The 17676-nt window shown below is 28.6% G+C and carries 18 protein-coding genes and 2 pseudogenes; 2 read left to right on the top strand and 18 right to left on the bottom strand.

Annotation, left to right across the window (positions count from 1 at the left end; genetic code table 11):
- The 14 genes and pseudogenes from rfbA to I2E98_RS14550 all read right to left on the bottom strand — a co-directional run.
- Positions 1-785, bottom strand: a 785-nt coding sequence (rfbA, locus tag I2E98_RS14495; RefSeq protein ID WP_195469596.1) for a glucose-1-phosphate thymidylyltransferase RfbA, incomplete at its 3' end; no start/stop codon positions are given.
- A 329-nt stretch (positions 786-1114) separates the two neighbouring features.
- Positions 1115-1543 carry a hypothetical protein gene (locus I2E98_RS14500; RefSeq protein WP_195469597.1) on the bottom strand — a complete coding sequence of 143 codons (429 nt, stop codon included), beginning with the start codon at positions 1541-1543 and terminating at the stop codon, positions 1115-1117.
- A 478-nt stretch (positions 1544-2021) separates the two neighbouring features.
- Positions 2022-3187: pseudogene (locus I2E98_RS14505) on the bottom strand (nucleotide sugar dehydrogenase).
- 407 nt (positions 3188-3594) lie between these two features.
- Complete coding sequence (locus tag I2E98_RS16245; RefSeq protein ID WP_279324990.1) at positions 3595-3720, bottom strand: hypothetical protein; 126 nt, start codon at positions 3718-3720, stop codon at positions 3595-3597.
- A 38-nt stretch (positions 3721-3758) separates the two neighbouring features.
- A complete protein-coding gene (locus tag I2E98_RS14510; RefSeq protein WP_347708045.1) occupies positions 3759-4649 on the bottom strand; it encodes an Rpn family recombination-promoting nuclease/putative transposase in 891 nt (296 codons plus the stop codon).
- Positions 4650-4651: 2 nt separating this feature from the next.
- Positions 4652-5308: a group II intron maturase-specific domain-containing protein gene (locus I2E98_RS16250; protein WP_279324991.1), complete on the bottom strand. Its 657-nt coding sequence runs from the start codon at positions 5306-5308 to the stop codon at positions 4652-4654.
- Positions 5306-5791: pseudogene (locus I2E98_RS16255) on the bottom strand (reverse transcriptase/maturase family protein); the annotation flags it as partial. The gene I2E98_RS16250 and the pseudogene I2E98_RS16255, both read right to left, overlap by 3 nt.
- A gap of 874 nt (positions 5792-6665) precedes the next feature.
- The gene (gene dprA / locus I2E98_RS14520) at positions 6666-7697 is read right to left on the bottom strand and encodes a DNA-processing protein DprA (RefSeq protein WP_195469598.1); all 1032 of its coding nucleotides are present in this window, start codon (positions 7695-7697) and stop codon (positions 6666-6668) included.
- The gene (locus I2E98_RS14525; RefSeq protein ID WP_347708046.1) at positions 7660-8277 is read right to left on the bottom strand and encodes an ATP-binding protein; all 618 of its coding nucleotides are present in this window, start codon (positions 8275-8277) and stop codon (positions 7660-7662) included. The genes dprA and I2E98_RS14525 overlap by 38 nt, the downstream gene beginning before the upstream one ends.
- Before the next feature lie 142 nt (positions 8278-8419).
- Positions 8420-9037, bottom strand: coding sequence for a transposase (locus I2E98_RS14530; RefSeq protein ID WP_195469599.1), 618 nt, complete (start codon positions 9035-9037; stop codon positions 8420-8422).
- A gap of 211 nt (positions 9038-9248) precedes the next feature.
- The gene (locus tag I2E98_RS14535) at positions 9249-9638 is read right to left on the bottom strand and encodes a nucleotidyltransferase domain-containing protein (RefSeq protein ID WP_195469600.1); all 390 of its coding nucleotides are present in this window, start codon (positions 9636-9638) and stop codon (positions 9249-9251) included.
- Positions 9628-10113 carry a hypothetical protein gene (locus I2E98_RS14540; protein ID WP_195469601.1) on the bottom strand — a complete coding sequence of 162 codons (486 nt, stop codon included), beginning with the start codon at positions 10111-10113 and terminating at the stop codon, positions 9628-9630. The genes I2E98_RS14535 and I2E98_RS14540 overlap by 11 nt, the downstream gene beginning before the upstream one ends.
- 190 nt (positions 10114-10303) lie before the next feature.
- Entirely contained in the window at positions 10304-10879 is a 576-nt protein-coding gene (locus tag I2E98_RS14545; RefSeq protein ID WP_195469602.1) for a Uma2 family endonuclease, read from the bottom strand.
- Positions 10880-11101: 222 nt separating this feature from the next.
- Complete coding sequence (locus tag I2E98_RS14550; protein ID WP_195469603.1) at positions 11102-11605, bottom strand: hypothetical protein; 504 nt, start codon at positions 11603-11605, stop codon at positions 11102-11104.
- Positions 11606-11779: 174 nt separating this feature from the next.
- Here I2E98_RS14550 and I2E98_RS14555 point away from each other — a divergent pair, with 174 nt between their 5' ends.
- A complete protein-coding gene (locus tag I2E98_RS14555; RefSeq protein ID WP_195469604.1) occupies positions 11780-12829 on the top strand; it encodes an IS30 family transposase in 1050 nt (349 codons plus the stop codon).
- Between the two features lie 45 nt (positions 12830-12874).
- Here the strand turns inward: I2E98_RS14555 and I2E98_RS14560 are convergent, their stop codons facing one another.
- On the bottom strand, positions 12875-13291 hold the full coding sequence (locus tag I2E98_RS14560; RefSeq protein ID WP_243251204.1) for a PD-(D/E)XK nuclease family transposase: 417 nt from the start codon (positions 13289-13291) through the stop codon (positions 12875-12877).
- 205 nt (positions 13292-13496) lie between these two features.
- Between I2E98_RS14560 and I2E98_RS14565 the strand changes: the two genes are divergently transcribed.
- On the top strand, positions 13497-14975 hold the full coding sequence (locus I2E98_RS14565; RefSeq protein WP_195469605.1) for an IS1182 family transposase: 1479 nt from the start codon (positions 13497-13499) through the stop codon (positions 14973-14975).
- A gap of 22 nt (positions 14976-14997) precedes the next feature.
- On the opposite strand, the gene I2E98_RS14570 is transcribed toward I2E98_RS14565, so the two are convergent.
- The 3 genes from I2E98_RS14570 to I2E98_RS14580 all read right to left on the bottom strand — a co-directional run bounded on the left by I2E98_RS14570 (position 14998) and on the right by I2E98_RS14580 (position 17569).
- Positions 14998-15606 carry a hypothetical protein gene (locus tag I2E98_RS14570; protein ID WP_195469606.1) on the bottom strand — a complete coding sequence of 203 codons (609 nt, stop codon included), beginning with the start codon at positions 15604-15606 and terminating at the stop codon, positions 14998-15000.
- Positions 15607-15925: 319 nt separating this feature from the next.
- Entirely contained in the window at positions 15926-16342 is a 417-nt protein-coding gene (locus I2E98_RS14575; RefSeq protein WP_195469607.1) for a DUF1232 domain-containing protein, read from the bottom strand.
- A gap of 318 nt (positions 16343-16660) precedes the next feature.
- Positions 16661-17569 (bottom strand): hypothetical protein, encoded by a 909-nt coding sequence (locus I2E98_RS14580; RefSeq protein WP_195469608.1) that lies wholly within the window; start codon positions 17567-17569, stop codon positions 16661-16663.
- Positions 17570-17676: the final 107 nt, after the last annotated feature.

The raw sequence follows: 17676 nt of genomic DNA on the forward strand, positions 1-17676 counted from the left end.
GAAATCCATCCTTGTCTATAAGCAATTTCCTCTAAACAAGCTATAAATGTTCCTTGAGTTGTTTGTACTGCTTCAACAAAGTTAGATGCCTTTAACATTGATACGTGAGTTCCTGTATCAAGCCAAGCCATTCCTCTACCTAATAAATCTACCTTTAAGGTTCCTTCTTCCATATAAGCTTTATTTAAATCAGTTATTTCAAGTTCGCCCCTTGCTGATGGCTTTAATGCCTTTGCTTTTGCTACTACTGAGTTATCATAGAAATAAAGTCCTGGAACTGCATATTTTGATTTTGGTTTTTCTGGTTTTTCTTCTAAAGAGGTTACCTTACTATTTTCATCAAAACCAACTACTCCAAAAGCTCTTGGATCTTGAACATAGTATCCAAATACCATTGCTCCATTTTCTAATTGCGCTGCTTCTTTTAAATGATCACTAAAGCTTTGTCCATAGAATATATTATCTCCTAATATCATTGCTACATTATCATCACCTATAAATTCTTCACCGATTATAAATGCTTCTGCTAATCCATTAGGTTGTTCTTGAATTGCATATTCAATATTTAGACCATATTCAAAACCATCTTTAAATAATTCTTCAAAATTAACTATATCTCTTGGTGTTGATATTATAAGAATATCTGTTATCCCAGCTAACATTAATACTGACATTGGATAGTAAATCATTGGTTTATCATATATTGGAATCATTTGTTTTGACATTGACTTTGTTGCTGGATATAGTCTTGTCCCTGCTCCTCCGGCTAAAATTATTCCTTTCATTATTTATTCCCTCCCATAAATTTGTTAGTGTAAAGTTTTTTTACACTACTTTTCTTTTAAATTTTAGGCAATATTGTAAAGTTATTTTTTAATTATTATTGAAAATTAAGCTATTCTTTCATACCACCTTAACAGATTCAAATATATAAAATTAATTAATTTGTTTTACTATATTAATATTACTGCCAAATTGTTCCTAATTAAATATTTTATTCTATTTTTTTCTCCATTTACCACTACTATATAATCTAGTGACTTAATTTTTAACGCTTATAAAAAAGAGCATTTCACTAAATAATTAGCGAAATGCTCTCTAAATTTATAAACTATTAAAAGTTAAAATTACATGTTTTAAATTTTTCTAAAGCTACTTTATTGCAGCCCTCACTAATATATAACTTGCTAATAGCTAACTCTATATTTTTATGTAACTGATCTTCATCACTTTCCATAGTTACATACTTAGTTAATTCATTGCTTATTTCCATAATAACTTCACAACATTTTGATTTCATGTTATCTTCTATTAAATTAAGTATTACTGATCTATAAATTATGTATCCATAAGTGGAACATAATTTTAAGTAATCTAGAATTTCTTTTGATTTTATTTTTTTGAATCTATATTTGATTCTCATAATATCAGCTTGGCTACAATTATCTTCATTAATTATGAAATGTATAGCTGCATTTATAAATTCTTGTTTTACCTCTTCTGTTATATTGTTTTCTACGTAATTTAATATTAATTGTTCCATATTTAATTCTCCATATCTTTACCCTTTTATAAAATTTCTTCAGAATATAATTTAGTTATTTTGTCTTTTCTGAAGAAGTTGTGATATTATAATTTTTAAAACTGTATATAACTGGTTTAGATATTAATATCTCTAAATCACCCTTAACTTCATAATTACCTAACTTAGCTGGAATTAATAAACTATCACCTTTATTTATAATTTCAGTTATAAAAACATTATAATTCTCCCGATAAATATAAATAATATTTATATTTAATTATATCATGGACTTTATAATTTATTTCTTATAATCGTCCGTCTAATTTCAGCACTATTATATACTTATAGTATTTAAATTCCATTTTTATATTTTATAATTAAATTTAACTAAATAAATTTAATTCCCTATTAACTAAAGCCAAGCTCTATGATTATATATAAAGCTTGGCTCTAGAAATTTTAAAACCCACAGAAGTCTTTGAAATGGACGAGATTGCTAATCTCTATTAAATAAATCTCTAGTGTATACTTTTTCTTCAACACCAAATAACTCCTTTGATAACCTATTTGATACTATAACATCACACATATCCTTAAATTTATTCAAATTTTTAGTTACCCTTGAATTGAAGAATTTCTCTTCTTTCAAAGATGGTTCATATACTACTACTTCAATTCCTTTAGCTTTAATTCTCTTCATTATTCCTTGAATTGAGGAATCTCTAAAGTTATCAGAATCTACTTTCATTGTTAATCTATAAATTCCAACTATTTTAGGATTCCTTTTTATTATTTGCCCTGCAATATGATCTTTTCTAGTTCTATTTGCCTAAACTATTGCACCTATAATTTCATTGGGTACATCCTTATAATTAGCTCGCAATTGCTTTGTATCCTTTGGTAAACAATATCCCTCATATCCAAAGGAAGGATTATTATAATGACTACCTATTCTTGGATCAAGGCATACCCCTTCAATTATTTGTTTTGTATTTAATCCCCTAATCTCTGCATAAGTATCCAATTCATTAAAATATGCTACTCTTAATGCAAGATATGTATTAGAGAACAACTTAACTGCCTCAGCTTCTGTACTATCTATAAATAATACAGGGATATCCTCTTTCATTGCACCCTGAACTAACAAATCAGCAAATTTCTTTGCTCTTTCAGATTGTTCACCAACTATAATTCTTGATGGATATAAATTATCATATAAGGCTCGTCCTTCTCTTAAGAATTCTGGTGAGAATATTATATTAGATGTTTCAAACATCCTTCTCACTTTTTCAGTATACCCAACTGGTACTGTTGATTTAATAACCATTGTGGCTTCTGGATTTATTGAAAGCACATTTGCTATTACAGCTTCAACACTTCTTGTGTTAAAATAATTCTTTTCTAGATCATAATTTGTTGGTGTTGAAATTAAAACAAATTCGGCATCCTTATATGCTTTATATGCATCTGTAGTAGCTACTAAATTTAACTTTTTATTTATTAAGTAATCTTGTATCTCTTTATCTACTATTGGAGATACTTTATCATTAATCATATCAACCTTTTCTTGAATAATATCTAATGCTACTACTCATTATGTTGAGCTAAAAGTATTGCATTAGCCAATCCAACATATCCTATTCCTGCTATTGCTATTTTCATATTATCTTCCTCTCATCCTTTCGCTTTGCTTATCTGATATTTCTTTTAAATATCAAATTTTATTATCACTATCTTTACCCATATACCATTTAACACCATAAATTACATATATTATTATAAAATAACCAATTAACTTTTTATATATATTATTGATAATTTTTTATATTTTTTATAATTTATATAAATTTAAGGTAGTAATAAGATTTGCTTTCGTCTCTCTTATTACTACCCTTTTCTTATAAGCTAAAGCTATTAAATATTAAACTTAGTGACTTGTCTCTCTGTTACTTGAGCTGAATATTTAGAATAATACATATCTCCAAAGAGAATTTTTTACAAAAATCCCCCCAAAAAATATTAAAAAATAAGCCATATGATTATGCATATAGCTTGTATTTGAAAATACCTTAATTATTTTTAATATACTTTAAATCTTCTTCATCTCTAAAAATATCATTTTTTCTATTTCCTCTAGTTGTTATACTATAACGAAAAAACAGTGACAAACTTATGCTTTCACATAAGCTTGCCACTGGAAAATTTTTAAACCCCCGGGGGTCCTTTAGAGGGCCTATAATTTATCTATTTCATCTGGTGATAAATTAGTTATCTTTGCAATTGTATTAGTATCTAATCCACTTAACTTCATATTCCTTGCTATTTTTATTTTTTCTTCTCTTTTACCTTTTTCTATACCTTTTCTTTCTACTGCATTCAATTCGCTTATTTTATCCCTTAAAGAATTAGCTCTCATATCATATAATTCTCTTTGAGTACTATCGTTACTCATTCTTATAAGCTCATCCTTTGCTTGTCGTATTTCTTCTATACTCAACTCTAATCCTCTAACTTTTTCACTTTCTGGATCTTTTAAAAATTCTGTCCATGCAACAAGCATATCCTTTTCATCACTAGAATCCTGTAACTTTGGAATTTCTATAAAGTGAACTTCCATAATATCTGTTAACTCTTCATTACTTTCAATTTCTTTAAATCTATATCCTGTATGAAAATTATCTGTTTTAAGATATTTAAAATTAAGAATATTAATACACACAGTTCTTGCTAATTTTGAATAATCTTCTTTTTCATTTAACTGTTCTTCATACATCTTACTTAAATAGTAAAGACTCCTCTTTACCATATTATTTTCATTTTTTAGTTGTATTTCAATATTAATTATCTCATCATTACTTGTTGTAGCTTTTACATCTAATCTTGAATATTTATCCTCAATATATTGTTTTTCTATGTCTGTTTTTTTTATATCAACACTTACTATTTTCTTTTTCGGCTTTAATGTTGCATTCAAAAATGATATTAATATTTCTGGATGATTGGGCGAGCCAAATATATTTTTGACGACTAGGTCGAGATGATTACTCATCTTTTCCCGTCTAAGAACCGTACGTGAGTCTTTCAACTCATACGGCTCAAGCCTTTGTAAACGTTCATTTTTCATATTTACGCCAACCTCCCTTGATAACATTGGATTTTCATACAGTCCTTATGAACCATAATCATATTACTAATTTTATTTTTACTATCTGATTTATTGTCTGTGTACATCATTCTTCTATCTTCTGCTATATCCATAGATTCATTACATAAAGGACAATAGCCTTTTTGTTTAATCCATAGTTTTTTCATATTTCCCGATAGCTTTAAACAACCCATTCTATATTTACGTTTTTCAAAGTATTCTAAGTCAATAAACGGATTTTTATCAAGTTTTAATCTAGGATGTCTTATAATATTCTTATCACTCATTTTCTTTAATGTCAGAGTGTCTCCAAATATCCAATTTCTATTTCCATAACTTTTAAAATACCTACTCTTGACCCATTTATTCCCCTTGTTGGGATGTCTTCTTTTACACCATTTCCATAGCATAAGGTATATTATGTGGTCTACCTTCTGAAATATGCGTTTTGACACAGCTCCTTGATGGTAATTACTCCACCCTGTAATTATTGGATTTAATTGTGCAATTAACAAATCTTGATGTATTGATTTATTACTGTTTATAACATCTCTGAGTTTTGAAATAACAGATTTGATGGACTTGGTCGATGGCTTTATAAGTAATTTACTATTGTACTTTCTGATATTCCAACCCAAAAAATCAGCACCTTCATCAATATTGGTTATCAGGGTTTTTTCATCTGATAATTCTAACCCCCTATCCGCTAAAAACTCTTTAACTAACGCTTTAGCTTTAATTGCTATTTCTTTAGTTCCTGCTGTTATGATAAAATCATCAGCATAGCGAATCAAATGCACTTTTGCCCTTTTCCTTCCCTCATTTTTATGCCTTTTAAAATTATCTTTCAATAATTTAGCAATTCCATCTAAAGTAAAATTGGCCAAGCATGGGCTTATAATTCCACCTTGTGGAGTTCCATTATCGGTAGAAAATCTAAATCCTTTATGTATAAATCCTGCTTTTAGAAAGCTTCGTAGAATAGCTTTGTCCATTGGTACATTATCTATTAACCAGTCATGAGATATGTTATCAAAACACCCTTTGATATCACCTTCTAAAATCCACATAGGAGAAGTTTTCCTACTATAGTTTATAAATAACTGCTCTCTTGCATCAGCACAACTTCTTCCTTATGCTTTTACAATTCTAGATTGAATCTTATTAATAAACAAATTAATTTCATTCCAATCAATATTATCCCAGATTAGTTCATTATTTATATTCATTTGTTTATCCAAGTTTGCTGTCTGTTATAGTACAGTCTACTTGCCTCCCTTGTTCGTAAGTATCATTCTATCATCATAATCAAAGACCATGATATAAGTCTGCACCCTTTCGGGTTACTCCAAATCTTGAAGAGCTATATTTTCTATTACTGAAAATCGTTCGCTTTTTATATCTTCCTCTACCCTCTACTGTCCAACTTTCGTTGGATATGTATAGGGTTTACCAAGTTCTGTGTTACGACCATTTCAATTTACCTTAGAGCCTGTCTATAGTCCGGGAGCGACAGCTACTTCACATTCTGCGTATTCAAACATAATGCGTATGCTCCATGCCTTTTGGCTTAAGCGTATCAATCCCTTTTCGCTTGATAGATTTTACGAACCTTACAACAGTTTGAGTAATCTGCTCATAGTAAATTATTTATGCTTGCAGTAGATAGCGTAGGGATTACCTATTTTCCTGCTTTGTCCCAGTAGCTTAGTACAATACCGTTACCAGTAATGCACCTACTGGTAGCATTATTTCAAGTAGCTGAAATAGTCCGAAGGGCATATTATTGCCTTAGACAGCTCCTAACACAACTTCTTGTCGCACAAATACAAAATCTACTTTAGGATCTAATAAACCTTTACTCATAACTTTCTCCTATCAATATAATTACTGTATATTTTAATTATATCCTACATTAAATATGTTATAAATAAAAATCTCTATTAACAACAACAGTGATAAGCTCATGCTTTTACATAAGCTTGTCACTGAATTTTAAAACCCCCGAGGGTCATTTTCGATATATCCAGAAACTTGTCTAATATAGCCTTTAAGCTCCATATCAAGCAAAATTTCTTCTAAATTATCCTTTACAAAATTCAATTTTATCTTTAATTCATCTACTGACATCTTATTTTTATCTATTAATTTAAGTATTTCCATTTTTATTGAACTTAAATTTTTATCCTTTTCTAAATTATTACTACAAATCTCAACCTCTTCTTTAATAATACTTTTAACAGATAAATAAGGCTTAGCCCCTTCACTTATTAACATATTAGTACCCTCACTACTTTTATTATTAATATTTCCTGGTACAGAATATACTTCTTTCTTATATTTCATTCCACAATGTGCTGTATATACAGCTCCACTATCCTTAGTTGCTTCAACCACTATTATTTTTTCTGCTAACATTGCCATAAGCTCATTTCTTTTAATAAAATTACTTTTAATATTACTTGTACCTGGCTCAAATTGCGAAATAACTGCTCCTTTTTTTATTATTTCATTCATTAATGTTAGATGTTCAATTGGATAGCATATATCAACTCCAGTTCCTACTACTGCAATAGTATAATTATCATTATGTAATGCTACTGTATGTGAATATCCATCTATCCCCTTAGCCATACCACTTATTATAGGTATATTTCTTTTTGATAAATTTTCAGTTAACTCAACTGTTATATTCTTACTATACTCAGTACATCTTCTAGATCCAACTATACATACAGCACTGTCAAATTCCTTTAATTCTCCCTTAACATATAATATTATAGGTGCATTTTTAAAATTTTTTAGTTGCTTAGGATAATTGCTACATTCCATAGTTATAATCTTGATTTTACTTCTTTTACACTTGTAATATATCTCCTTACTTTTACTTAAATCTTTATTTTCAACTATTATTTTAGCTAATTTATCACCTATTCCCTCAACTTTAATTAATTCATCATAAGTTGCTTCATATACAAAATCTATTCTTTTAAAAAATTCTATTTGATGTTGGCCCCTTAACATCATTAGCTAACTCCTTAATATGAACACTTCTAAAATATTTTTGTATATCAATTCTATCCATTATTGGTCCAGATAATTTTTGAGAATACTTAATAATTTCATAATCTGTACAATGACATCTACTTTCGCCATGATAACCACAAGGGCAAGGGTTCATTGCTGCTACTAGCATAAACTTAGATGGAAATACATGAGTATGTCTAACTCTAGAAATTGATACTTTTCCATCTTCAATTGGCTGTCTTAGTGCATCTAAGGTCTTCTTATTAAATTCTGCAATCTCATCTAAGAATAGTACTCCATTATGTGCTAACGATATTTCCCCTGGCATAGCAAACATGCCCCCACCAACTAATGAGTTTGTAGATGCACTATGGTGTGGTGACCTAAAAGGCCTTTCTGTTATTAATGTACCTCTATTTTTCAAAAGCCCTGCTACACTATAAATCTTTGTCACTTCTAAAGCCTCTTCTTCACTCATAGCTGGTAGTATTGTTGGTATTCTTTTTGCAACCATTGATTTACCACATCCAGGCGTTCCTGACATTAATAAATTATGCCCTCCGGCTGCTGCAACAGCCACAAATTCAAGTGCACTATCTTGCCCTTGAACATCTTGAAAATCTATTATATATGGACTATCTAATTTATAATTATCCTTTTTATCTTTAATTGGTTCGTATGGCTTTACTCCTGTTAAAAAATCTGTTACTTCATTTAATTTATTAAACGCAAATTAACCTTATCTCTTGATTTGCTTTAATTTCTTCTTCTAGTAACTTTTCTCTTAATTCTTTTAGTTTCGTATATACAAACTCTCTATATAACTTAAATCTTTTCTCATATTGAAAGTAATTTAATATTATTTTTGAATTAATAAAATTTTCTTCTTGCTCTCCAACATATATTAAGTAACTGCACCATTTATATTCATCAGGTGTTTCAACCATTCTTGCTTTTACCGGATTTAAATGAATATACCTTGAGGTTTCAAGCATATAAGTATCGTTTTCTATAATCTCTGCACTATATCTTCCTTGAAACAGTGTACCTAAATAGTTATATTTTTTATTAAAATACCTTGCATATATAGAATGAACTCGCGCTATAAATCTCCATGGCGGCTCTACTCCAGTTTTTAAAAGTAAATGTACATGATTATCCATTAAACAGTATGCTATTATTTCATAATTATAATTATTAAAATAAAGCAATGCTTCTTCTAGAATAATTAAATATATCTTAAAATCTTCTTCATCCCTAAATATATCATTTCTATGATGTCCTCTTGCTGTAATGTGATATGTAGCTCCCTCATACCATGATCTTTTTTCGCTTGTCATTTCTGCCTCCTTATTGCTTATACCTATAAGGAGTATTCTTGACCTTTATATTTTTTCTAAACATAAAACTCATACTTATTTGACGAAAAAAATAGTGACAAACTCGTGCTTTAACATAAGCTTGCCACTGGAAAATTTTAAAACCCCCGGGGGTCCTTGAGGGGGACGAACTCACTCTCTTGGGGTCTTAAAATCCCTGGGAATCAATATCTTATTGAACTTCATATCCCATTTCTCTTTGTAATTTTAACCAAAACGGATAGTCTTCCTTATACCATGTATCTAATTCATATAAATATCTATCAGTATTTTCATTTTCTTTAAATATAATCTTCTTATTCCTACTTACAATCTGTAATTGAATATTCTTTGGTAATTCCTCTATATTTACTAAATCTATAGACCTATTCAATTTTTCTTCTAAAATTCCTTCTATATAAAGTCTATCTTCTAATTCAATATTACCAACTATAGCAATATCTATATCTGATTGTTCTGTAAATCTACTAGTTAAAAAACTTCCGAAAATATAACAAGCATCAATATCATCCCTTGTGAAAATATCATGTATTACTTTTATTATTTCTGTATTATTCATCATATAAAGATAATAAATCCCTTCTATTATTTTTAATATTATCCTTAAGCCTTTTCTCCATAAATAACTTAAAATTTTCTAAAATACTTTTATTATTTTTATATAACTTTACCAATTCTTTTGTAGTAGGTTTCTTATATTGATGAGCAAATGTATTTCTAATATTTAATGTTTTATTATAAAACTCATAAAAGTCTTCTGGAATTATTTTTAGTTTATATGCATTTAAAATGTACTCTCTTAGCTTATTATCTGTTACTGCCACTCCAACAGAGCTCAATGAAAATGCCAAATAATCTTCAAAAATAGTATACATCTCTTTCATGTTATTTCTAAAAGAATTAGATACTTGCTTATAAAACTTGTCATCTTCCTTTAATGTATCATATAAACAGCAATCTTCTTCTAAATCATTTAATATCTCAATATAATTATTTACTATATTTTGAAATCTCATTGAGTTAATACGTATCATCATTATAATCACTTCCTAGCTTGATATATTTTCCTATATAGCATTATTATATACCTTGAGTGTGAATATATAAATAGAATTCACATATTAAATCTTCATTTAACGAAAAAAATAGTGACAATCTTATGCTTTTACATAAGCTTGTCACTGGAAAATTTTAAAACCCCCGGGGGTCCTTGAGAGGGACACTCTTTTATTCCTCTACTATTAATTCAACCTCTGATAAATCAATCTCTAATTCTTCAAATCTTGTAGATGTAAACTTATCATTTAACGTACAACTATTCTTTAATTCATATTTATTATCAATTAACATGTAAATCCATACTTTTTTACTCATTGGTGATATGATCCAATATTCAGGCACACCATACTTTTCATATAAATCCTTTTTCACAATCAAATCATCATCAGCATTAGATGGACTTAATACCTCTACAACTAATTGTGGGATACCTATATAACCCCTATAGAAAATTTGATTTTTATCACAATAAACAGCAACATCGGGAGCAACTTCTACTTTTTTAGATTTTACTAATAAATCAATTTTATTCTTGTCATTCTTTATTTCTATAGGATCATCCTTTGTTAAAAACAGTGCAGCTTCGATTGAAACATTACACCTTTTCTTAAAATATTGCTTAAGCTGCATATATATCTCCCCTTGCAACTCTATATGGTTATATCTAGGTCTTGGAGACATAAATTTTATATTATTAATCCACTCTTCCTTCTGCAAAAAATCTTCCTTTATATCTACTCCCATTTATTTTACCTCTCTTATCAATATAATTATTGTATATTTTAATTATATCCCACATTAAATATGTTATAAATAAAAAAATCAATTAACAAAAAACAGTGACAAACTCATGACTTTTACATAAGCTTGCCACTGGAAAATTTTTAAACCCCCGGGGGTCCTTGAGAGGGACGAAGTCACTCTCTTGCTTTAAAACCCCCGGGGCCTTGAGACTACTCTTGCTCTTTAATCTAAAATTTCTTTAACTTTCTCTTCTGATATCTTACATATTTTTGATATATTACCTATTGTTTCTCCTTGGCTAGCTAATTTAAATACCTTTTTAGTAAGATTAATTCCTTCTTCTATTCCCTCTCCTCTTCCCTTTTCTATTCCTCTTTTTTCTACTTCGGGGTCATATAATGTTTTAGTCATTTTAGTCACCTCATTTTCTATATTTTCATCATTCATATAATTTCTATTTAAATATTCTATTAGATTTTGTATAGCTAATAGCATCTTATGAAAATCTTCACCTAATATTTCATCAGCTTCAAATAATATTGCTGATTGTTTAGCTAATTTACCAGCAAGTTCTTTAGCATTATTAGATAATTCTTTTATTCTATTTAAATCCTTCTTATTATGTGCCTTTTCTAACTCTTTTCTTAACTTAAAAAGCTGTAATGGTATTAGGGGATACATCTTCTTTTCTCTAAGTTGTTCATCACTGTATTCCCAATATTTCATTACATCTACTGTATAAATAATCTCCTTCTCATCTGGAAATATTATTTTTAATTTTAATTGATTTTTAATATTTGACTAGTTGTAAAATGAAATTGAACTAATAAAAAATCCATAGTAGATTATCTGTGTTATGATTTAATCGCGAAACAAAATTCAACACGGAGGATAATCACTATGGATCATCAAAATCATAACATAGAATCACGTAAAAATAAACACTTGAATTTCAAAGAACGAATGACTATTGAGCTTCGCCTTAAAGATGGATTTTCAGCATATAAGATAGCTAAAGAGTTAAATCGTCCAATTAATACTATTCTAAATGAAATACGTCGTGGCACAACTACACAAATTAAACAAGGTAAGCATGTAAAAATGTATCTTGCAGATACTGGCGAAGCTGTTTACAGAAATAATCGTCAGAATTCTTGCCGTACATTCAAATATCTAGAATGTGTTGACTTCATCAATTATGCTGTTGATAAAATAAAAACACATTCATGGTCACCAGATGCATGTATAGGTAACGCCCTTGCCACAGGCAAGTTTCAGCGCTCTCAAATAGTTTGCACTAAAACTTTATACAATTATATTGATTTAGGATTGCTAGCTGTCATTAATGCAGATTTACCGATGAAACCACGTAGAAATACCAAGCCATCAAGAGTGAAAAAACACAAGAAAAAGCTAGGTAAAAGTATTGCTGAACGTCCTAGTAGTATCGATAATCGTGAAGAATTTGGTCATTGGGAAATAGACACTGTTGTCGGTGAAAAATCCAAAGATGACTGTGTTCTCCTAACTATTGTTGAGCGTAAAACTAGAAATGCTATTATTCATAAAATTGCATCTAAGACTGCTGAAGCAGTTACGGAAGCACTTAATACAATCCGTAATATATATGGTGATAAATTCAGTGATATTTTCAAGACTATAACAGGTGATAATGGGTCTGAATTCGCTGATTTATCAATATTAGAAGCAGAAACAGACACAAAAGTATATTTCACACATCCTTATTCATCATTTGAAAAGGGAACTAATGAACGTCATAATGGCTTAATCCGTCGTTTTATACCGAAGAGAAAACGCATATCAGATTATAGCTCAGATGACATTGCATATATAGAGGAATGGATGAATACTCTTCCAAGAAGAATACTTAACTACAAAACTCCAGAAGAGCTATTTGAAATACACTTAGATGAAATCTATGCAATATAAATAAATTCAAGCGTTTAAATCATAAATACAAAATAGTTCAATTTGTTATTGCAATTTATCATTTTTAATATTTTTATTTTCTTCAAAAAATATTACTTTTTGCTTTGGGAAATATATAGTTCTTATGTCTTCTGTATAGTTCTTAAAACTTTTCAGTTGCTCTTTTCCCTTTTTAAAACCATACTCAAACATCCTAACAATCATTATATTATCATTTTTTGTCTGAAATTCTATATGATAACTTGCCTTATTATAATCTTTATTAAGAATATCAAAAAACATATCTCCTCTTAATATTCCTAAATCATCTTCAACAAACTCATTATTACTAACAGTTAATTCTACTTCATCTACACTAAAATTTTCATTAAATATTCCATTTAATAACTTCACTAATACCTTATTAGATGTTGAAAATAAAAACTTTAGAACTTCATCTAATTTTACTTTCTCTTTTTCCAACTAAACACCAACTTTCTATATTTATATTATAGCCCATATTTATTTTTTCTTAAACTAAAAGGCTAAATATTCATAATTTGAACATTTAGCCTTTAACTTAAGCTTGCCACTGGAAAATTTTAAAACCCCCGGCAGACTGTGCGAAAACTTCGGAGATATGGTATTATAAGTATTATTAAACATTAAATGTTAGGAGATGCTTATTATGAATTATATCCATGGGGAAGATAGAAATCAAATGAGAATAGAAAGTTTAGAATCTTTTGCTTCACCTGATAGTGAAGTTAGAGTTATTGATAAAATTGTTGATGCTATGGATATAGAATCATTAGGTTTTAAGCTTGGCAATAATAAAGATTCGGGCAGACCGAAATTTGATCCTAAGGATTTATTGAAATTATATATCTATGGATATTTTAATGGAATAAGATCTTCAAGAAAATTAGCAAAACAATGTGTAATAAATAAAGAAGTTATTTGGCTAATTAAAGATATTAAACCTAAATATAGAGTTATAGCAGATTTTAGAAAAGATAATATTGATGCATTAGAATCTATTTTTAAAAGCTTTGTTAATTATTGTATTAATTTAGGGTTATATAGTAGAGAATTAGTAGCACTTGACGGTACGAAGCTGGAAGCTTCGGCATCGAAAAGAAAACATTATAGTAGAAATAAATTAATTAAAATGAGAGAAATTGCCAATAGTAAAATTAAAGAATATTTACATGAGATAGAAGTTTCAGATAGACTAGAAAACCAGAAAGAATTAGATAAAGAGCTTATTAATATTGAAATTGATAATCTGAAAGAAAAATTAAAATATTATGATGAATTAGAAAAAAATATGGATGAAGCAGATGTTAATGAGATTAATCTTACAGATAATGATGCTAGAACAGTAAAATTTGGAGCACATCAAGGAACTGATGTTGGATATAACGTACAAGCAGTTGTAGACTGCAAGAATAAATTAATAACAACTTTTGAAGTAAATAATTTATCTCAAGATCAAGGGCAATTATATACTATGAGTAAAAAAGCTAAGGATATTTACAAGGTAAAAACGTTAGAGGTTTTAGCTGATAAAGGATATTTCGATTCCAATGATATACATCAGTGTGAAAGAGAAGAGATAATTACATATGTTTCAAAGCCTTGTTATTCTAATGGTATAGGAGATAGTAGATATTTCTCTGAAAAATTTAAATATGATAATAAAACTGATACTTATATTTGTCCTGAAGGAAACAGATTATATCTTATTACAAGGAAAAAAGATTCAAAGATTAAAGAATATAATAATTCAGAAGTTTGTAATAGATGTTCTAATAAAAGTAAATGTACTAAAGCTAAAAATGGAAAAGTAATTAGAAGAAATGAAAGTAGTCAATCAGTTGACAATATGATTTTAAGATTAGAAACTTGCAAAGATAAGTATTCTTTAAGAAAAAGTATTGTTGAACATCCATTTGGAACTTTAAAAAGAAATATGAATTTTACCTATCTACTTCTTAGAAATTTTAAAAACGTAAGAGGTGAGATTAGTATTGCCTTTTTTACCTATAATTTAAAAAGAGTAATAAAAATATTAGGTGTAAAAGGGATATTAGAATCCCTTTATACCGTAATATTATTAACTATATTTAATAATGTTAATTTATATAGAAAAGTATATGCATAAATAAAGTATTGGTTAATTAAAATTATAATTTATGCACAGTCTGCCGGGGGTCCTTGAGAGGGACGAAGTCACTCTCTTGCTTATTACTTGAAGGATACATAATTATATCACCATTATCTTTTCTTATTATGGTATAGTCCTTGATAATAGCAACTATAGCTACTGTCCCTATAGTTACTATTAAAGTTATTGAAACAGCAATAGGTAATCCTGATAATATAGAAAGCTTAGAAGTAGTTAAAAGACTTGCCCCTAGTTTTAATATTTCCTTAACAACGCCTTTACTTTCCTGTAACTGAGATAATAATATAATCTTTCTGCATAAATCCTTATCCTTTACTAAAATACTCTCTCTTTTTCCTACGGCATTTTTTAATTCCTCATTACTATTTACTACAACAAATTTATTCTTAACTTCTTTCTTCTCCGTAAATCTATCAACTAAAGAGCCTAATGCTTTACTACACTGTTGAAAAGATTCTTCAACTTCTAAATTTAATCTTTCTTTCCTTGCATATTGTCCAATTTTATATACAGCTTCTTCCTCTTCCCTTTTATACTTTTCTTCTGCTGCTAACCTCATCTCTTCAAGTGCTATAGCACTATTTAAAAAAGTAGTGTCTTTTTTCATATTTTTCCTTCTCCCCTCAGTTATCTAAGTAGTACTCTCTCAATAAAATTTTATCCCTTTTCTCCCACTCATCTCTTTATCTCATACTATAAATATATCCTAGGAGAAAATTATTGTAACTACTAAAGTATCATCATAAAATTATATCATATAAAGCTACCTATCTTCTTTTTTTGTAAAGGTTGGATTTCCAGCCTTATCAATTGCTTATTACACTTCAATTGCTAATACTATGCTTTCAAGAGCTTTGTTTGCCATAATAAATTCCCCCACTGTAGTCTTTTTTTAATACTAATCACTTTATTATGTAAAAAGTGTCTTATTTACGATTAGACTCTATTTTTTCATCTACTTCCTTTAATAAAGCATCATCATAATCCCCAAACCAATCTCTTAGCTTATCCTTTGCCTTATTTTTCACTTCATCATCTATGAACATTGCAACTGTTGCGAGTGCTAAAGCAAGTACTCCTAAATCATCAGAATATCCTGCAATTGGTGTTAAGTCTGGAATAACATCAAGGGGACTTATAAAATACCCTAGTGCTCCTATTATTGCAGTCTTAGCCCATCCTGGAGTTGTTGCCTTTTGTAAAGTATAAAATAATATTAGAGCAGCATAAATAACATTTATCCCTGCCTTCTTTGCAACCTTTAATATTTTATCAAACAATGAGCTTTCTGAATATTCTTTTGAATATTCTTTTGAATCTTTATTTATAGTATCTTTCTCCATGCCTTTCCTCCTATTTTGTAATTATGGATATACTTGTAATATATTTATAAACAATTATATATTACTTTTGTTGTATTTTGTGTTGTATTTTGTTGAAGTTTTAAAAATATAGCTAATTTTATAATAATTTCCTCTAAAGACTTTCTAACACACTAATATTCACATCACTATAAATAATTTTTAAATATCACTCTAAATCAGGACTACCCGTCAAACGGTTGGTTTGCTCTACGCCGAATTTTAAAACCCCTGGGAGTCTTTGAGAGAGACGAAGTCCCTCTCTTGCTCTAGTGAATTTGTAATCATACTAGAATAAGTTTACCAACACTCCTCAACATTTGGAGCATTAAATGTATTATATAATTTAGTAACTATCTCATCAAAAAACTCTTCATCCCTTTTAGGATACTTTATCATAAATCCATTCATAGAGCCTTCTCCAACTACTTGATTCTTATAATATATATAATCCCCTTCCTCACCAGAGATAACATAAGATTTGCTGCCTAAGCTACTATACGTTACATTAACCGATTCCTTCAATGCATTATCGTAAACCTCTTGTAATGTAAGAAATAAAGCATTATTATCAGCCCATAAAATTAATTTAACATTATTATTCTCATTACTTAAAACTACACCTGAGTTATTTTGACTTCCAACTTCATTAACCAAAAATGATGGATATTCTATGCTGTAGCCAAATCTTGAATTATAATAAGTCTTATAATTAAAATCTCCATAATCATTTACAATCTCTAATTTAGGAACATATTCATCTTTCTCATTATTAACTACACTTTCACTACCTTCTGTTATTGTCGTATCTATTTTGCTTGTATTATCATCATTTTCAACAATACTTTTCTTATTCTCTTCTTCAATTTCATCTATCCTTTTTAAAACATCACTTTTCATTGATGAATAATCTATACTACTTAAAAAATCCACAAATGATTTTGCATTAGGAATATTATCACTACTCATATTATTTATTATTTCTTTAGCAGTATCTTCAACTATACTTATTGCTTTTTCAAAAAAGCTATTATTATTATAATTTTCAATATATATTTTTGTTGCAAACCCATAATCCTCTTGAATTACAAACTGCTTAAACTTATTTATTTTTTCATCAACGCTTGTATTGCTAGTACAACCGTATAATATAGCAACTAATATAGTACATATTATAAAACTAATAAGTCTTCCGAAACCTTTTCTCACATCATTATCCCCCTAAATTTTATTTATAAATAGTCTATTGCATAACCCCCAAAACCTTGTTTTGGTGCGGTTTTACAAACTCATTTTTTCAAGTTTTCCCCCACCAA

Origin of the sequence: Clostridium sp. D43t1_170807_H7, from assembly GCF_015555905.1 — a bacterium.
In the GTDB taxonomy this organism is placed as follows: Bacteria; Bacillota; Clostridia; order Clostridiales; family Clostridiaceae; genus Clostridium.

Bases quoted from the DNA above. Each gene is read 5' to 3' on its own strand.
- I2E98_RS14500 (WP_195469597.1), bottom strand. From the start codon at position 1,543: ATGGAACAATTAATATTAAATTACGTAGAAAACAATATAACAGAAGAG.
- I2E98_RS14570 (WP_195469606.1), bottom strand. From the start codon at position 15,606: ATGAAAAAAGACACTACTTTTTTAAATAGTGCTATAGCACTTGAAGAG.
- I2E98_RS14540 (WP_195469601.1), bottom strand. From the start codon at position 10,113: ATGATGATACGTATTAACTCAATGAGATTTCAAAATATAGTAAATAAT.
- I2E98_RS14535 (WP_195469600.1), bottom strand. From the start codon at position 9,638: ATGATGAATAATACAGAAATAATAAAAGTAATACATGATATTTTCACA.
- I2E98_RS14550 (WP_195469603.1), bottom strand. From the start codon at position 11,605: ATGAAATATTGGGAATACAGTGATGAACAACTTAGAGAAAAGAAGATG.
- dprA (WP_195469598.1), bottom strand. From the start codon at position 7,697: ATGATGTTAAGGGGCCAACATCAAATAGAATTTTTTAAAAGAATAGAT.
- I2E98_RS14565 (WP_195469605.1), top strand. From the start codon at position 13,497: ATGAATTATATCCATGGGGAAGATAGAAATCAAATGAGAATAGAAAGT.
- I2E98_RS14545 (WP_195469602.1), bottom strand. From the start codon at position 10,879: ATGGGAGTAGATATAAAGGAAGATTTTTTGCAGAAGGAAGAGTGGATT.
- I2E98_RS14530 (WP_195469599.1), bottom strand. From the start codon at position 9,037: ATGACAAGCGAAAAAAGATCATGGTATGAGGGAGCTACATATCACATT.
- I2E98_RS14575 (WP_195469607.1), bottom strand. From the start codon at position 16,342: ATGGAGAAAGATACTATAAATAAAGATTCAAAAGAATATTCAAAAGAA.
- I2E98_RS14510 (WP_347708045.1), bottom strand. From the start codon at position 4,649: ATGAAAAATGAACGTTTACAAAGGCTTGAGCCGTATGAGTTGAAAGAC.
- I2E98_RS14555 (WP_195469604.1), top strand. From the start codon at position 11,780: ATGGATCATCAAAATCATAACATAGAATCACGTAAAAATAAACACTTG.